General features: G+C 47.1%; 11 protein-coding genes. 3 read left to right on the top strand and 8 right to left on the bottom strand.

Annotation, left to right across the window (positions count from 1 at the left end; translation table 11 throughout):
• Positions 1–390 precede the first annotated feature (390 nt).
• The 5 genes from QUA38_RS15010 to QUA38_RS14990 all read right to left on the bottom strand — a co-directional run bounded on the left by QUA38_RS15010 (position 391) and on the right by QUA38_RS14990 (position 4,193).
• Positions 391–1,017, bottom strand: coding sequence for a TMEM175 family protein (locus tag QUA38_RS15010; RefSeq protein ID WP_333163022.1), 627 nt, complete (start codon positions 1,015–1,017; stop codon positions 391–393).
• A 255-nt stretch (positions 1,018–1,272) separates the two neighbouring features.
• The gene (locus QUA38_RS15005; RefSeq protein ID WP_333163020.1) at positions 1,273–1,584 is read right to left on the bottom strand and encodes a nucleotidyltransferase domain-containing protein; all 312 of its coding nucleotides are present in this window, start codon (positions 1,582–1,584) and stop codon (positions 1,273–1,275) included.
• Between the two features lie 245 nt (positions 1,585–1,829).
• On the bottom strand, positions 1,830–2,099 hold the full coding sequence (locus tag QUA38_RS15000) for a hypothetical protein (RefSeq protein ID WP_333163019.1): 270 nt from the start codon (positions 2,097–2,099) through the stop codon (positions 1,830–1,832).
• A 171-nt stretch (positions 2,100–2,270) separates the two neighbouring features.
• The gene (locus QUA38_RS14995; protein ID WP_333163017.1) at positions 2,271–2,807 is read right to left on the bottom strand and encodes a hypothetical protein; all 537 of its coding nucleotides are present in this window, start codon (positions 2,805–2,807) and stop codon (positions 2,271–2,273) included.
• 180 nt (positions 2,808–2,987) lie between these two features.
• Entirely contained in the window at positions 2,988–4,193 is a 1,206-nt protein-coding gene (locus QUA38_RS14990; protein WP_333163015.1) for a zinc metalloprotease, read from the bottom strand.
• Positions 4,194–4,635: 442 nt separating this feature from the next.
• Here QUA38_RS14990 and QUA38_RS14985 point away from each other — a divergent pair, with 442 nt between their 5' ends.
• The 3 genes from QUA38_RS14985 (at position 4,636) to QUA38_RS14975 (ending at position 9,356) form a co-directional block, all read left to right on the top strand.
• Positions 4,636–6,558 (top strand): ABC-F family ATP-binding cassette domain-containing protein, encoded by a 1,923-nt coding sequence (locus QUA38_RS14985; RefSeq protein ID WP_333163013.1) that lies wholly within the window; start codon positions 4,636–4,638, stop codon positions 6,556–6,558.
• Between the two features lie 684 nt (positions 6,559–7,242).
• Positions 7,243–8,463, top strand: coding sequence for a hypothetical protein (locus QUA38_RS14980; protein ID WP_333163011.1), 1,221 nt, complete (start codon positions 7,243–7,245; stop codon positions 8,461–8,463).
• 314 nt (positions 8,464–8,777) lie between these two features.
• Positions 8,778–9,356: a TIGR04376 family protein gene (locus tag QUA38_RS14975; protein ID WP_333163009.1), complete on the top strand. Its 579-nt coding sequence runs from the start codon at positions 8,778–8,780 to the stop codon at positions 9,354–9,356.
• A gap of 350 nt (positions 9,357–9,706) precedes the next feature.
• Here QUA38_RS14975 and QUA38_RS14970 read toward each other — a convergent pair whose 3' ends face one another.
• From QUA38_RS14970 to QUA38_RS14960, 3 genes are all read right to left on the bottom strand, one after another.
• Complete coding sequence (locus QUA38_RS14970; protein WP_333163006.1) at positions 9,707–10,603, bottom strand: pirin family protein; 897 nt, start codon at positions 10,601–10,603, stop codon at positions 9,707–9,709.
• A gap of 155 nt (positions 10,604–10,758) precedes the next feature.
• Positions 10,759–10,974 (bottom strand): hypothetical protein, encoded by a 216-nt coding sequence (locus QUA38_RS14965; RefSeq protein WP_190659239.1) that lies wholly within the window; start codon positions 10,972–10,974, stop codon positions 10,759–10,761.
• Between the two features lie 418 nt (positions 10,975–11,392).
• A partial coding sequence (locus tag QUA38_RS14960) for a CHAT domain-containing protein (protein WP_333163004.1) occupies positions 11,393–15,397 on the bottom strand: 4,005 nt, incomplete at its 5' end.

Raw genomic sequence — 15,397 nt, 5'->3', positions numbered from 1 at the left:
TTAAGTTATTAATACATTACTTGAAATTTCACGATATTCCCATTCCTGGGGCATTCATACCTTGATTCAGCAACGCCGAATATTCGATCGCCCAACGGGTAAAACGGGCAAAGTAATTGTTGAAAATTTCGAGCTTGAACATAAAATGATTCATTTTCTCGGTGGTGCCGATGGGTCGGCGTACCGCCACCAGGTGTAACAATTACCTCACCAAGCGCATAGTTTCCCCTGTTTCTTCACCAACTGCCTTGAAGGTATAGAGGTCTTGACCAAAGTAGTAAGAACGACCCTGACCGGGTTCAACAAAAAGTCCGTCTTGATGGATTGTTAATTTGTTAATTGGTAAAGCGAAGTGTTAGCTGGCGGGAATGGCTTTTTGTGGAATCTTCTTCACGAATTCAGAGTTTTCTCAATACGCCGATCGGGGATAAGCCACATTATTGCAACTAAAACATATAGCATGAAAGCAAACAACGAGTTCACAAAGGAAAGCAGGATTGCTACGGCATAAATCACTACTGATACCTTCCCCTTAAAGTCTCGCCCAAGTGCAATTGCCAGAGTGGAATCTTTACCGTGGTAAGAAATAAGAACACGAGTAAGAATGAAGTAAGCGATCGCAGCCAACAACAGGACTGTGCCATAAAGCGCAACTGGCCAGGCCGCGAAGTGGTTTTCGCCTGTCCAGGCAGTGACAAAGGGAATCAGTGACAACCAGAACAGCAGATGCAGATTAGCCCACAAAACATTACCATTGACGTGCCGAGCCGCCTGTAACAAGTGATGGTGGTTGTTCCAGTAGATACCCAGATAAATAAAACTTAGTACATAGCTCAGAAATACTGGAACTAGCGGACGCAGCGCAGCTAAATCTGTTTCATGGGGCACTTTCAATTCCAGCACCATAATGGTGATGAGAATGGCGATTACACCATCGCTGAACGCTTCTAACCTACCTTTACCCATTTTTGTACATCCTCTTTTTCTGCTTGCGCTAGCGATCGCTTCTAATTCCAACAATAACTTAGCATAAGGTCGGTTCCAGTGATGTGTGATACTCCGATCGCCGATCACTGGCACTCACCAACAAAGCAAACCATTTTGCTTACCTAATCTCGGCTGAAAACAAATAACCTTAACGGACTTTTCGCTGATCTGTTTAAGCAGTTGATCGGCACGACTTCTTATCAATACCCGATCGCGCAACTGGTCAAACGGGAGAAGCAGTTGTTGAAATAAAAAAAGCGCTCGATTAAGGAAGCGCGATCGCAGTTATTTGACATAAATAGTTTGAGCAGTAGACAGAATTTCTTGACGGCGAATCCTGTTGGAACTGCCATCGATAGCCCGTTTACTGATTAGATCGACTCGTCTACTTAGCACTGCTTCGAGTTCTTCCTGCATTTGGGCGCGATCGAGTAGACCCCAGTTGGCTGTGGAAGCAAAAGCAACTAGGATATCGATGTCGCTGTCTGTATGAAAGTCATCCCGAAGAATAGAACCAAAAAGGGAGAGTTCGATGATTGGCCAATGTTGGCAGAATTTGTTGATTTCGTCAATTGGTAGGGTGATCGCGGTTTTCATTCAGCCTCCTCAATCTTTTGGCAAAATCTTTATCGCTTCGTAAATAATGCCATATTCATCGCAGAGCGTAATAGTCTGTGCCATAAATAAGCTTAGGACATTTGGGCATCTTCTAGATTGTGATGAAGCATATCTTGATATAAAGACTCTGCTACACCCTGATCTGCTCGCTCGATATCATCGTGTTTGACGACTCGAAAAAGAGTAAAAATAACCTGCCCAAAAATTGGCTCTTCGTCAACTGCTCAAATAACCCTTATTGTTCCAGAAACCGTTAGTTTGTACAATGAAGATTCATAACTATTAATATTTGAGGGTAGGTGAAGACGGCGCAGCTTACGATAGACATCAGCTTTTTGAGTTGGGAAGAGGCTGGCGCCATCGTTGATTTTTTGAATTACTGCTGCTTTTCCATCTTCACTCAATTTAGCAATATCTTTCTCAAAGCCCCTTGTTGACTCAATTAAAATATCCACGTTAGGAACCGCGTTAATTTCATCTCTGAGCTTTTTCATAGCTTTTTTCCTTATCTTCCCACCTACGTGCAACTAAGCCACAGGCTGTCAATCCGTCCGGTGCACCCGTTTGTTAGACGAAAGGCTCAGGTATAGCATTTTCTAAACACCTATATCCACTATCTCATCCGTTCCGAATTGCATTTCATTCTCATAATTCTATCAGGGTACTCACTGACTTGTACCCCCTGCTGTTTGTCTGACCTTGAGAATCTGCTCATCGCATTCCAGGATTGTCAATGTATACGATGAAACGGATTGATTTGGAAATTGAACTTCTACCATATTTGTGTTCTGAATACTCCATCGACCAGGAACTGCTAAGCTTCTATCAGTGGCACCAATCTGGTAGCGAATAAATTCTCCGTTCTCGCGGAATTCCAGTCCTTCCCGACCGCGCGCGGGTGGAAACGGGTAGTCCTTGGGACGATACACAAGGATGTCTGCCCGATCTTCTTCGCGAGAATGTGTCCATCGTCTAAAAATTTGGCTGGGTAAGGTCATGGCGGCTACCTGAACAATAGTGAGTGGAGTAATGCTGGCATTATGTTCAACTTGTGAAGAAGCAGAGATAGCGTGGGGTAATGAAAGTATGATGCTCAAAATATATAAGCCAATTAAAGACGAGAGAGATCGCAACAGTCGTTTATTCATTAAACGAGTCAATTTTGCTATGAATCTCCAGATGTCCATGATTTTGCTAAACATGGCTATTGCTATCAATTAGTTTTTGAAGAGGCTTATCCAGTAATTTAACAAAAGTTGCCATATTTTTGTTTCGATGCAATACCTGAAGCTATCTTTCCTGTGTCAGTAACTTCCATAAGAATCATCAAACTAAGCCAGACTGGCAAACATCCGGCTTAGGTAACACAATCTCTGGAAGCTCTACTCTGATATACCTATGCTACTGCTTATTTTGGCGGTGGCTGGATTGTTGTCTAGCTTCTGCCAACCTGGACAGCTATCTCCCGAACAGGGAGTTCCTGTGTACTTCCAAATCGCACCACCGCTGTGGAGTTGGTAGAGATTACCATCGCTGGCGGCAATGGCAACGGTGGCTGGATTGTTGTCTAGCTTCTGCCAACCTGGACAGCTATCTCCCGAACAGGGAGTTCCTGTATACTTCCAAATCGCACCACCGCTGTGGAGTTGGTAGAGATTATCGTCGCTGCGTGTAGTACCAAGACTGGCTCGTTCGTTATCTAGCACGGCTTGCATTCGCACAACCTGCCCTGTGGTAAACATGAACATACCCGCATCATCGGTGTAGTCCATATAGTTCATGAACAAATCACCGTTGGGACCGTTACTACAGGTTACATGGGGAAAACTGGGGAGACCAGTGTTTGGTCCTGCTTGATTGGGTGTATCATTGACAAAATCACTACCGTTACACCCATTGCCATCGTCTCCCCAAATGTGGCGCAAATTCAGCCAGTGTCCAATTTCATGGGTTGTAGTTCTGCCTAAGTTAAAAGGCGGGGCTGCCGTGCCGATAGTACCAAAGGCAGTATGGGTGATTACTACACCATCAGTGGCACTAGGACCACCAGGGAACTGAGCATAGCCCAGCAATCCCTCATTCAGGGAACACACCCAAATGTTTAAGTAGCGATCGCTCGCCCACGGATTTGCACCACCTGTCGCCACGGATTTGACGCGATCGTCATCAATAAATCCTGTGGCAGTAGTGGTAGTTCGAGTAATGCCATTAGTGGGGTTGCCATTGGGATCGGTGGTTGCTAGGACAAACTCAATTCGGGTATCTGCTGCCAATGACTGAAAAGCAGCCGGGAGTGAGACAATATCTGGGTTTTGCTTGCGAAAGTCGCGATTTAAAACATCAATCTGACTGCGAATTTGTCCTTCTGAAATGTTTTGTTCAGGAATACTGGGGTTATGAACAACGTGAACAACCACAGGAATGACTGTGATGCCAGTTCTAGCTGCCTCAATTCCGCGTCGTGCGTATTGCAGCGAGCGATTCTCAATTTCCCGTCGGTTTCTAGCATAGGTTAGATCAGTGGTTAAAAGTCGATAGTGGACACTCATCGTGCCACAGATGCGTTGTTGGGGCAATCCGGCTGTCATTTACTTGACTCCTTTTTACTAAGAAGTGGAATTGGTAGTGGAATTTGTAATTTCGAGCAAACAAGACAGGTCGAGCGAACACTCTGATCAAAAAAGAAATCATTAACTTAGATTTATAAGTCATACCTTAACTCAATATTCCGGACAGTTTTTGGAACGATACTACAAGCTTACGCGGGGCAAGGATCATAAAAAAGTCGAATTAAATGCCGCGTCAGGGGTGGAGCTGACATTGATTTAATGATCCACTGTGGCTCAAAGTCAAGCGAGAATAAGCCATTGGGCTATATAAAAACAGTCCGGACTATTGTTAACTTAAAAACTGAACAAACTATCGATGAAGTTTGTATAATTTATCAATCCCAGCAGCTTTTTCCAGCGATTTGCAGCGGAGTGCGAAGACCAGCGCTAAACTAAGCTAGGTAAATGACTTTCTATACAGATGACTATTTTTACTCTACGATCGATCAAAAAAGACTTCGGCATCAAGGAACTCTTGACAGATGCCAGTTTCAGCCTCGATGAAGGCGATAAAGTCGGACTCATCGGCACTAACGGTTCCGGCAAATCAACGCTGCTGAAAATGATTGCAGGCTTGGAGTCGATCGACTCTGGCGATCGCTGGGTCAATCCAGGGTCTACAATTGTCTATCTCCCCCAACAGCCGGATTTAGACGAAAATCACACTGTCTTAGAGCAAGTATTTGCTGACAGTGGCGAACAAATGGCTTTGGTGCGGGAATACGAGGAAATTTCCGATCAATTGTCCCACGGCAAAGGCGATACAGACAAGTTAATGGCGCGTCTGTCTGCGGTGTCTGAACGCATTGATGAGGTGGATGCGTGGGATTTGGAAACCAAGGCGAAATTGATTTTGACCAAGTTGGGGATTGAGGATTTTGATGCGAAAATTGCCGACTTGTCCGGCGGCTACCGCAAGCGAATTGCCTTAGCAACGGCTTTGTTGTCCGAGCCCGATGTGTTGCTGATGGATGAACCGACAAACCACTTGGATGCGCTGTCTGTGGAGTGGTTGCAGAATTATTTGAACGGCTATCGCGGTGCTTTGCTGCTGATTACGCACGATCGCTATTTTCTCGATCGCGTTACCAATCGCATCCTGGAGATCGATCGTGGCGACCTTTACAATTATGCTGGCAATTACGCTTATTACTTGGAGAAAAAAGCCTTAGCTGAAGAATCCGCCGCCAGCAGTGTTCGCAAACACGCGGGTGTATTGCGGCGCGAATTGGAATGGCTCAAACGCGGGCCGAAAGCGCGCAGTACCAAGCAAAAAGCTCGGATCGATCGCATTAAAGATATGCGAGCCCAGGAGTTCAAAACAGCCAACGGCAAAGTCGAAATTGCGACAGCCGGCCGCCGGATTGGTAAGAAGGTGATTGAGTTACTGAATATCTCTAAAGCTTACGGAGATCGCACTTTAATTAAAGATTTTACCTACAATTTCACACCCGAAGACCGGATAGGAATTATTGGCTGCAACGGTGCGGGAAAATCGACGCTGATGGATATCATCACCGGACGCATTCAGCCGGATTCGGGTACTGTCGAAATTGGCACAACCATTCATATCGGTTATTTTGACCAGCATTCAGAGGATTTGACGCCGAACGAAGACCAGCGAGTTATTGAATACTTGAAAAGTGTGGCCGAGTTGGTGCAAACGGCGGATGGGGAAATCATTACCGCTTCTCAAATGTTGGAAAAGTTTCTGTTTCCACCGAACCAACAGTATGCACCGATTAACAAACTTTCGGGCGGGGAAAAACGCCGGTTATTTCTGTTGAAAGTGCTGATGAGTGCGCCAAACGTGCTGATTTTGGACGAACCGACAAACGACCTGGACGTGCAGACTTTGGCGGTTTTGGAGGATTATCTCGAAGATTTTAACGGCTGCGTGATTGTGGTGTCCCACGATCGCTATTTTCTCGATCGCACGATTGACATGGTTTTCGCCTTGGAACCGGGCGGCAATTTGCGTTTGTATCCCGGCAATTATTCGGTGTATTTAGACTACAAGAAAGCCGAAGAATCCAAGGAAATCAAAGGACAAAAAGACAAAGAAAAACTTACACGAACCGCTGAATCTAATAATTCAAAATCCCCAAGCTCTACTCAAAAATCTACCAAAATCTCCTTCAATGATAAGCGGGAATACGAACAATTAGAAAGTCAAATTCCGAAGATGGAAGCTGAAAAAGAAGAGATTGAGAAGATTTTGTCTAACAATGCTCCTAGCGGGTTTGCAGAGATGAAGAAGTTATCGGATCGTTTGGCTCAGTTGACGCAGGAGATCGATCGGGCGACTGAGCGCTGGTTGGAATTGGCGGAACGGGTGGGTTAATTTGGGTGGTCCGAGCGTTGTCTTTAGCTCCTGCTCACAATGACAGGAGCTAGAGGAATTATGAGTTAAAAAATCTCATGCTGAAACAAATATATATTGACAAAATTCAATATTTTTTTCTTTTTTGTACCACAAATAGTGTTGTAAAAAAAATCTTAGGAATAGTGCTTATTTAGCCGACAATTTGGCAACCTTTGACAATTTATTACTTAAGTGTGATGAAGCTATGTAGTATTAAAGTTATAAAATCGGTTGCTTGTTATTACTGTCAAGCAAACTGACCAACAAACTTAAGACGAGTAAAAGTCTAAAATCCTTGTTAAAGCTGCAAGGCGATCGGAAACAGCACCAAAAAAACCGCTTTTTTTGCGAGCCTCAAGTAAAGCTGTATGTCAAAAACTGTGAAGACCCGGAGGGTGGGGTTGACACAAGCAGTAGAATATGCACTAAAAGCCAGCTTAAGCAAATAAGACTGGCAGCAGCAAACAGGGACTAAAAAGCCCAAAACAGGTAAAAAAAAAGTCGATCGGGCAAAGTAAGTTGGCCGAGGACTAAAAATATGGTGATGAGTGAGATACAATTGACCTGTTCTGAGCCAAGAATTGGTCAACATCACAAGTATCCTGTAGAAGTCTGAAGTTGAGAATCTCAGGGTTGTCGAGGAGCGGGAGCAAACAGAAAACTATGCCTCAAAAAGTAATCGCCAAACAGATGTCTTTGGAATCAGCGTCAGAGCCGATCGCCGTGAGGGCGACGGTGGAAACAGTGCCAGCCGAAGCAGTGGCAGTAGAGTCCTACGCCGATCAGTTGATGGACGAACTGTTTGAAGGAGTCGATCGAGCATTCGACGGTAGCGGCGGACTGCCATCCGAGCCCGTGCAGCCAGAATTCGTGGCGCTCAAGTCGATCTCGGTACCTCAAATAGTTTTGTCGCAGTTGGCACCCCCCCAGCCGCAGCGGGACGAAAAAGACGTAGAAGCGATCGCCCGCCAAGTCGCCCTAGAAACAGCCAAAAAACAGCAGTCCAAACAATCATTCGACAGAATGCTGCTGGGAGCAGCCTTTGGGTCGCTGCTGCTAGTCATGGGGTTATGGCTCGCAAGCAGGTCGGGACTCGTGCGCTTGCCCGCCGCCCCCGCACCAGAGACACCCGCAGCAAGTGGCAAAACAGCACCAGATACCCCGTTTGTCGAATACGTGCAGCGGTCCCTAGAAGCGATCGAACAAAAGAAAGCACCCCAGGCTAACCCCCAACTTGCAGGAGTTCCCGGAACCCCCACCCCAGGGACGCTGCCGAGCATTCCAATTTCCGGCGCGCCACCTGCAACCGCAGGTCTTTCGACAGCAGTCAACCGCATTGCTAATGCCCTCGAACAAGCTGCCTCGCAGCCGGGAGCACCAGCACCCCAAGTCGTAGTCATCCCTCCCCCCGCTCAGGTGACTGTGGCTCCGGCTGCTCCGGTAGCTGCTGCTCCGGCTGCTCCTCAAACCGTGGCAGTTTCGCCCTCGCCTGCAGCTCCAGCCTCCGGTCGTGCGATCGCCGCTGCGGGCAATCGAGATCCCCTCGCTGCTTCCCCTTCCCCCTCGGAGTCTCCCCAGCCAAAGATTTTGGCTCGCGAAACCGAACCGGCACCAGCGCCCCCAGCCCAGCAATCCGCGCCCGCGCCCGAGCAATCGGCACCGGCCATCAGCAGCGCCCCGACTTCCGCGCACACGTTGGTAGGGATTTTGGAGTTGGGCGATAGATCGGCTGCTTTGTTTGAAGTAGACGGCGTAGCCCGCAGAATTTATGTCGGCGAAAGCATCGGCGCTAGCGGTTGGACGCTGGCAGAAATCAAAAATCAAGAAGCAGTGATTCGCAAGGGAGGAGATGTGCGATCGGTTTTTGTCGGCCAAAAGTTCTAATCAATCATCAGTTACGAGTCATTAGTCATCAGTCATTAGTTATGACTTCGGTCATTGGTAATCAGTAATGGGCAGCGATCGGGCTGTATATCACGAGCAGTGAAAACAGTTATAATATAGGAACCGCCAAGACGTTCTTAATTGCTGAAACCATTGCTCTTATTACTTCTTGCTTCTATCCGTTAAATCGGTTCCCGAATTCGTTGCCGAACTTTCTTCTGCTATAACTAACAACTCAGGATCAATAATCGATCTCCCGTGACTAAGAACCAATGACTAATAACTAATGACCAATGACTTAGGAATTATAAAAAATGGGCTTATTTGATGATTTCAGCCGCTTTCTAGAAACCAGATTAGAAGAATTTTTGCGTAGCAATCCCCATCTGGAATTGCAGGCAATAGAAGAACAACTGAAGGAACAAGAAGAAGACACTCTGCGGCTGATTCTCGATATCCAAAAACAAGAGAAAAAACTGCAAGCCGAAATTCTCTCCGCCGCTCAAGAAATTCAGCGCTGGAACGATCGCATCAACAAAGCTAAAGCTGCTCAAAGGCTCGATTTAGCTCAAGCAGCCCAAGAGCGGCAAGCAGCTTTGCTGCGTCAGGGAAATCAGCGCTGGGGTCAAATGCAAGGCTGCAAAGAACGGATTGAAAAAGCTAAAGAACTGTACCGCCAAATTCAAGTACGGCGAAAAGAAGTCCGAGCAAAAGCGGCAGAAGCTGCAACTCGAACTACAACCACTAAAACAGAGCAGAATTGGGATACAAAGGGTTGGAATCAGAGTTCAAGTTATAGCAGTTTTACAGCAGCAGACCCTTTAGAAGAAAAGTTTCAACGCTGGGAAGCAGACGAAGAACTAGATCAAATGAAGCGGAATATAGGCCGATAGTTACGAAAGCATTCCAATCCTTTAGGGACGGGTTCACCCGGAACTCGGATTCCCAATGCAAATATTCGTCAACCCTGCAGAGTTTCAGGTATTGCGAGCGCTCGCTCAGACTTGATATAATTACCATCCTAAACTTCTAGGAACAATTAATCAATCACTCCTACAATATTCTCACCTAATTAATTAGCGTTGCATATTTATGGTATCAACAAAAGCTCTAATCAAGTAAAAAAATTTATGATTTGTCCCGGCTGTCAATCCACCAATCTGACGGGGTGACAACCCCGTCAGGTAAAAAAGACGAATTCTGAATCAAAAAACTGTTTTTTAATTTAAATCGCTGCGGTTATTCACAACGGTTGCTCTGCTTGAGAAGGTGGCTCTTCTGGCAACGGAATAAACTCGGTCTCTTGAGGAACCTGAGCAAACCGTCCCTCTCTCCAATCGAGTTTGGCTTGCTCAATGCGCGAGTGGCGACTCGAAACAAAATTCCACCACTTATAGCGCTCACCAACAGGTTCACCGCCAATCACAATACAACGAGCATTGCCTGAAGCAGAAATGTTTACTTCAGTGCCGGAAGTGAGAACTGCCAACCGATGTTGTTCCAGAGCCACTCCATCGATAACAAGCCCCTCTGTTACGCTGTAAACCGCCTGTTCGCTGTAATGGCCCGGTAAGGTAAATTCTCTTCCACCAGTTAGTTGCACGTCGAGATAAATCATGGGTGAAAATATTTGAACTGGGGAAGTGCGACCATAAGCCTCACCCGCAATTAGGGTGAACGAAACTCCTGCATCCTCCCAAACAGGCAGCTCAGAAGCCGGATGATGCCGAAACCAGGGGTTGGTTTCTTCGTATTCATCGGGAAGGGCTATCCAGGTTTGGATGCCATGCAGGATGGCTTCTTTGCTGCGATCGTCGTCAGGCGTGCGTTCAGAGTGGACAATGCCTCGCCCTGCTGTCATCCAATTTACCGCACCGGGACGGATTTCTTGAACGCTACCGACACTATCACGATGCAGCAAAACACCTTCAAACAGGTAGGTGACGGTTGCTAAGTTGATGTGCGGATGCGGTCTGACATCCACGCCCCGACCGGGTGGAAACACCGCAGGGCCCAGATGGTCAAAAAAGATGAACGGGCCTACCAGTGCTAAAACGTCTGAGGGAAGCAAGCGGCGGGCTTGGAATCCACCCAAATCTTGAATGTGTGGCTCAATGAGATGCTGGATGGTATCCGTCATAATGTTTATAAAGTTGCGAAGGCTAATCGTCTATGTCAAAAGTGCATTATACAAAAAGCTATCCTTGTAGAGGGCGATCGCAATATCAGTGACTGGTCTAAACTTTCCCAATCGAAAGCTGTTGTAGAGTGTCGAGTTCTCAACGAGCTTTCTGCTTACGAGACGATGGAAAGTTCATCACTGACTTGAATCCGACCTTTGACCAGGGAGCGAATCAGACGATCGAGTGAGCCACGTTCTTCTTCACTGATGGACTCATCGAGGATAGCGGCCATCATGCCGTAGCGGTCAGCTTTGGTAACGCGGTGAGTATCGGTGACAGTGGCAATTAATTCGTTGATAGCGCCGGGCAGAAGATTAACTTGAAACATGGGATTGTTTTGAACTCGACACCTTAATCATCTCGTGGTTTCTCCTAAGAGCAAGTGATAGTGCTGGTTTTTTTCCGTGATAATACTGAAAATATTCGGTGAACCAAGTCCGTATTACAAGTGATGGAAGTCACAACATTGAAACCAATGCAGCGGTCGCTGGAACAATTACAACCCACCTTCCGCCCTTTGAGTGTGAGAGTTATATCAAATCTGCCCTTCATCGGAATTATCCATCTCTCTTCCCTTCCTCTGTATCCTCTGCGTTCTCTGTGGTTTAAACATTCCAATCTAACCGGAATTGATATCAAAAGGCCCGACGTGGGGTATAAGACACCAGAAAAATGATAATTGGGCACACTAAGTACCCAAGAGCAGGTATTAGGTCTCTTGACGACAGGAAATCAGCTTTTCCGGGTTAACGTTTCTCTGCTTCGCCAATGAGGGTAAAAGCGGCCCAATCTACAGGATTAGGATGTTTGACCAATGTCACCAGCATGGCCTTCCGCAGCGCTTGGGCAATATCAGGCGTTAGCTGCATCTGTCGATAAAATTCCGCCATCAACTCGGCTGTTGATTCGTCGGTTACTGACCACAGAGAAACTACAACACTGGGAACACCTGCTGCAATAAACGAGCGCGATAAACCAATGATGCCGTCACCTGTAATACGACCGCGACCCGTATTGCAAGCACTCAAAACGACGAGTTCGGCATTCAACCTCAAATTGAAAATTTCGCTAGCAGTGAGTAAACCACTGTCATCCTTGCTTGGGGCAAGTGCGATGACTCCAGGTACCCCCAATTCCTCTACGTCATCCAGGATGCCGTGAGTTGCTAAATGCACGATGCGCGATCGCTCTATTTGCTGTAAAACTGCTACTTTTGTCGCTTTGTCGCCTGTGAGCGGTTCAGCATTCAAAAGCTGAGCGATCGCGATCGCTTCGGCTTCAGCGTGTGGGAGTGATGGTAGTTTTTGAGGAGGTTGGTTCGTCGTAAAGGCAACACTTGGCATGGTAGGATTCCCAACGACTAGCGCACCTTTTCCTGAAGCAAGCTGTTGCTGTTTCTTGGTTAAAGACAGCACTTGAATTGAAGGTGCTGTTAAAATAGTATGTTTTTCTATCAAGTATTTTCCCGAAGTATCTTGCAGCGCGGCAAAGGGAACTAAGAACAAAGATTCATGAGGAATAAAGGTAATTCGCGACGCTGGATCTTGAGGTAGAAGGTCAGCAATTGGTTCTATCAGTAGTTGATAAAGCTCTTGCAATGACGGATCTAAAAATCGTTGTTCGACAAGAGGCATGGTTGGGGTGGGATTTGTAACTGGTTGGGATCGCTGCTTGTTTCGCAGGCAACTGGGAATGAAGCAACGACCTTGAGTAATCAAGGCTTTTAATGAAGTTTTTTCCTCAACCAAACCTTTCAAATTGATGCGACGAAATTCAATTTTTCCGGTCGGCTGCGTTACCCAGATATAAAGTTCTGAATCTTGCAGCTTTCTTTGACCATCAGCTTCTACAACTTCTTTGATAAGCGAGTAAGAAACTAAAGTCGAATTGTGTTCTTTAGCAATTTGTTTGATTTCCTGAATGTCGAGCGGTTTTATTTGATTTTCCGATGACTTTATGGTAGCCTGTGCTGACTGGGAAGAAAAACGGCTGGTCAATAATCTAACAAAAGCTTGCGCCCGTCCACGCTCTGCTATTTCTAGCGCTTCGTTATGCTGATTTTGATTGGCAAGCACTTCTTGTAACATACTATAACTTGTTTCTTGGGTTTCAAAAATTGAAATTAAATTGAGGTCGTTATTTTTTAAATTTGACCGCAGAGCTTCCCAAATTTCAATGGCTGAAAATAAAGCTTTGATAGCTTCTGCTGGTTGCTTTGATTTGTATAAAGCGTCACCTAAATTGCTGAGTACGCGGCCTTGGGCGTGGCGATCGCTCAGTTCTCTGGCAATGGCTAAACTCTGTTGGTAAGAGTCAATCGCTTGAGGATAATTTTTGACAGCATAGTAAGCAATTCCTAAATTTTCTAAAGCGCGACCTTGAACGAAACGATCGCGCAGTTCTTTGGCGATCGCTAAACTTTGTTTCTGCTCTTCAATTGCTTGGGCATAATTAGTCAGGGAATAGTGTACTAATCCTAAATTACTCAAAGCAAGGGCTTCGCCTCGGCGATCGCGCTGCTGTTTAGCGATCGCTAAACTTTGCTCTTGATATTCTACTGCCCTTGTATACTCTTTTTGGGCGTAATAAACTAATCCCAAATTTCTTAGGATACTCGCTTCTAAATCAAGGGATTTTAGGGAGTGCGCTACTTCCAAACTTTGCTCGTAGTATTCGATTGCTTTTTTATAATTGCCAATCGCGCCGTAAGCAGCTCCCAAACCAATAAAAGCTTGTCCCTTTCCCAATAAATCGGCCCTGGATTCAGCTTGTGCTAAACGCTGCTGCTGGTAAGAAATTGCTTTTTCATAATCTCCGATTGCGTAGTAAGTTGCGCCTAGATTGTTGAGCGCATAGCCTTCCCTAGCGTCATCGCGGGAGAGTCTCGCCAGCTCTAAATTCTGCTGGTAGCAGGCGATCACTTTGCTGTAGTCTTTCGGCGCAGTTTGGACGGGCACTCCTGCCTGCTGCTCCAATAATTGTTCCTCAGTTAAGCACTGAATGGCACTCGGTGTCAGGCTTACTAAGCCATTGTTTAGAGGTGCGAGTTCAGGGAACTGAATGCCAGATGGTGCTGGTGGTTCTGGTGGCACCGGGGAAGCTATGACCCCTGGTGGTTCTGGTGGCAGCGATGGTGCTGCTGCTGGTGCTGCTGGTGACGGCAGGGGAGATACGATCGCTGGTGGTTCTGGTGACGGCGGGACGATGAGCGGTGGTGGTTCTGGTGGCAGCGGGGCAGAGTCAGGTGGGTTGACTGACGGCGGCAGAGATATAAGCGGTGGTGGTTCTGGTGGCAGCGGGACAGGTGATGGTGCTGGCACCGGGGAAGGTATGAGCGCTGGTGGTTCTGGTGGCAGCGCAGGAGCCACCTCCACCGGAGGATTTGGTGGATTGCTAAGGAAGCCGATCTCACCTGCCTTGATTCCGCTAGTGTTGATGTTGCCCGTACTGATTTTGCCTTCTGAATAAAGGGTGACGCTGCCTCCGTTTCCAATGAAGCTAGAGGTTGTAATTCCACCGGTGACGATCGCGTTTGTCCCATATAGGAAAATTGACCCACCGTTACCGATTATCGAGGAAGCGTTCAAGGTGCTGGCGCTCGTATTGATGCTTCCCCCCCTGCTGTAGAGGGTAATATTGCCGGCATTGCCCGTTAAAGTTGAAGTATTCAGGTTTTCCGCTGTGATGTCCCCGGACGCTACCAGCGCGATATCTCCGCCATTTGAAGTAATGGATGCTGCTTGAATGCTGTTTGCAGCGCCTAAAAAAACTGAACCTGCGATCGCGATATTGCCAATTTGAATGCTGGCAGGTGAAGAACTGGCGGGTGCTAGAGTGCTGTTTGCAGTGAGGTCAGCGGGTACGTTGCCAGCCGTAAAAACCAACTGCGGTCGATCGCTAGATGCGGAACTGATAGCGAGATCACCGGATGCGATCGTGCCTTTGGCTTGCACTTCCAGAGAAGCGCCTGCGTAATTACCAAAAGTGACGTTTCCGCCTGAGACGATCGTAGAACCGCCTGAACTTGAGAAGTTGCCGGGGCTACCTTGAAGTGTGCCAATTGAGAAATCGCTGCCAGCTCTGAAGAGGGCATCACCGGATACAGTACCGTTACTGGTAAGTGTGATGCGGTCGCCAGCGCTCAGTAAGCTTTCGGAGTGATTGCGCGTCTGGATGTCTATTTGGCGATCGCCCTGCACGGTTAGGTTTCCACCCACATCAGTAACAAAAGAGTTAGCCGCGCTGTCGCGGATACGGACATTTTCCCCTGCTTGCAATTTCAAGTCACCGGCTGTCTGTAATTGCCTGTTTACTAGGGTCAGGTTACGCGCGGCTGACACAGTAGCCGTTTGAGCAGACACTGCTAAATTTTGGTTTGCACCTGTTGCCTGAGTGTCGGCAATTGCCACATCGCCCGCTTCTACCCGCAAGTCTGAATTCGTTAGCTGTACGCTTCCGTCGCTGTTAACTATAACGCCTGTAGCGTTGCTGCTACCTCCTGTCAGCAGTTGGGACAGGGTGAGGGGACTCAACGGCACAGAAGCAGAATCTAGATTAGAAGAGGGGGAAATTTCTAAACTCAGGAGATGCCCTGCTTGAGAAATGCGGACTAAGTTTTCTCCGGGCACCGATGCGATCGCAATTTGCCCGGAAGGTGCTGATAAAGTACCGGGGCTGAAAACTGTTCCGCCTATTAAAGCTAGCGTTTGCCCGTTAGGTACGCGCAGTTGACCGAAATTTGCGATCGCCCC

The sequence above is a fragment of the Microcoleus sp. Pol12B4 genome (assembly GCF_036701385.1).
GTDB lineage: Bacteria > Cyanobacteriota > Cyanobacteriia > Cyanobacteriales > Microcoleaceae > Microcoleus.
This window is presented reverse-complemented; position numbering and strand designations above follow the sequence as displayed.

Coding starts and splice junctions, on each gene's coding strand:
- QUA38_RS15005 (WP_333163020.1), bottom strand. CDS start 1,584: ATGAAAACCGCGATCACCCTACCAATTGACGAAATCAACAAATTCTGC.
- QUA38_RS15000 (WP_333163019.1), bottom strand. CDS start 2,099: ATGAAAAAGCTCAGAGATGAAATTAACGCGGTTCCTAACGTGGATATT.
- QUA38_RS14995 (WP_333163017.1), bottom strand. CDS start 2,807: ATGTTTAGCAAAATCATGGACATCTGGAGATTCATAGCAAAATTGACT.
- QUA38_RS14990 (WP_333163015.1), bottom strand. CDS start 4,193: ATGACAGCCGGATTGCCCCAACAACGCATCTGTGGCACGATGAGTGTC.
- QUA38_RS14985 (WP_333163013.1), top strand. CDS start 4,636: ATGACTATTTTTACTCTACGATCGATCAAAAAAGACTTCGGCATCAAG.
- QUA38_RS14980 (WP_333163011.1), top strand. CDS start 7,243: ATGCCTCAAAAAGTAATCGCCAAACAGATGTCTTTGGAATCAGCGTCA.
- QUA38_RS14975 (WP_333163009.1), top strand. CDS start 8,778: ATGGGCTTATTTGATGATTTCAGCCGCTTTCTAGAAACCAGATTAGAA.
- QUA38_RS14970 (WP_333163006.1), bottom strand. CDS start 10,603: ATGACGGATACCATCCAGCATCTCATTGAGCCACACATTCAAGATTTG.
- QUA38_RS14965 (WP_190659239.1), bottom strand. CDS start 10,974: ATGTTTCAAGTTAATCTTCTGCCCGGCGCTATCAACGAATTAATTGCC.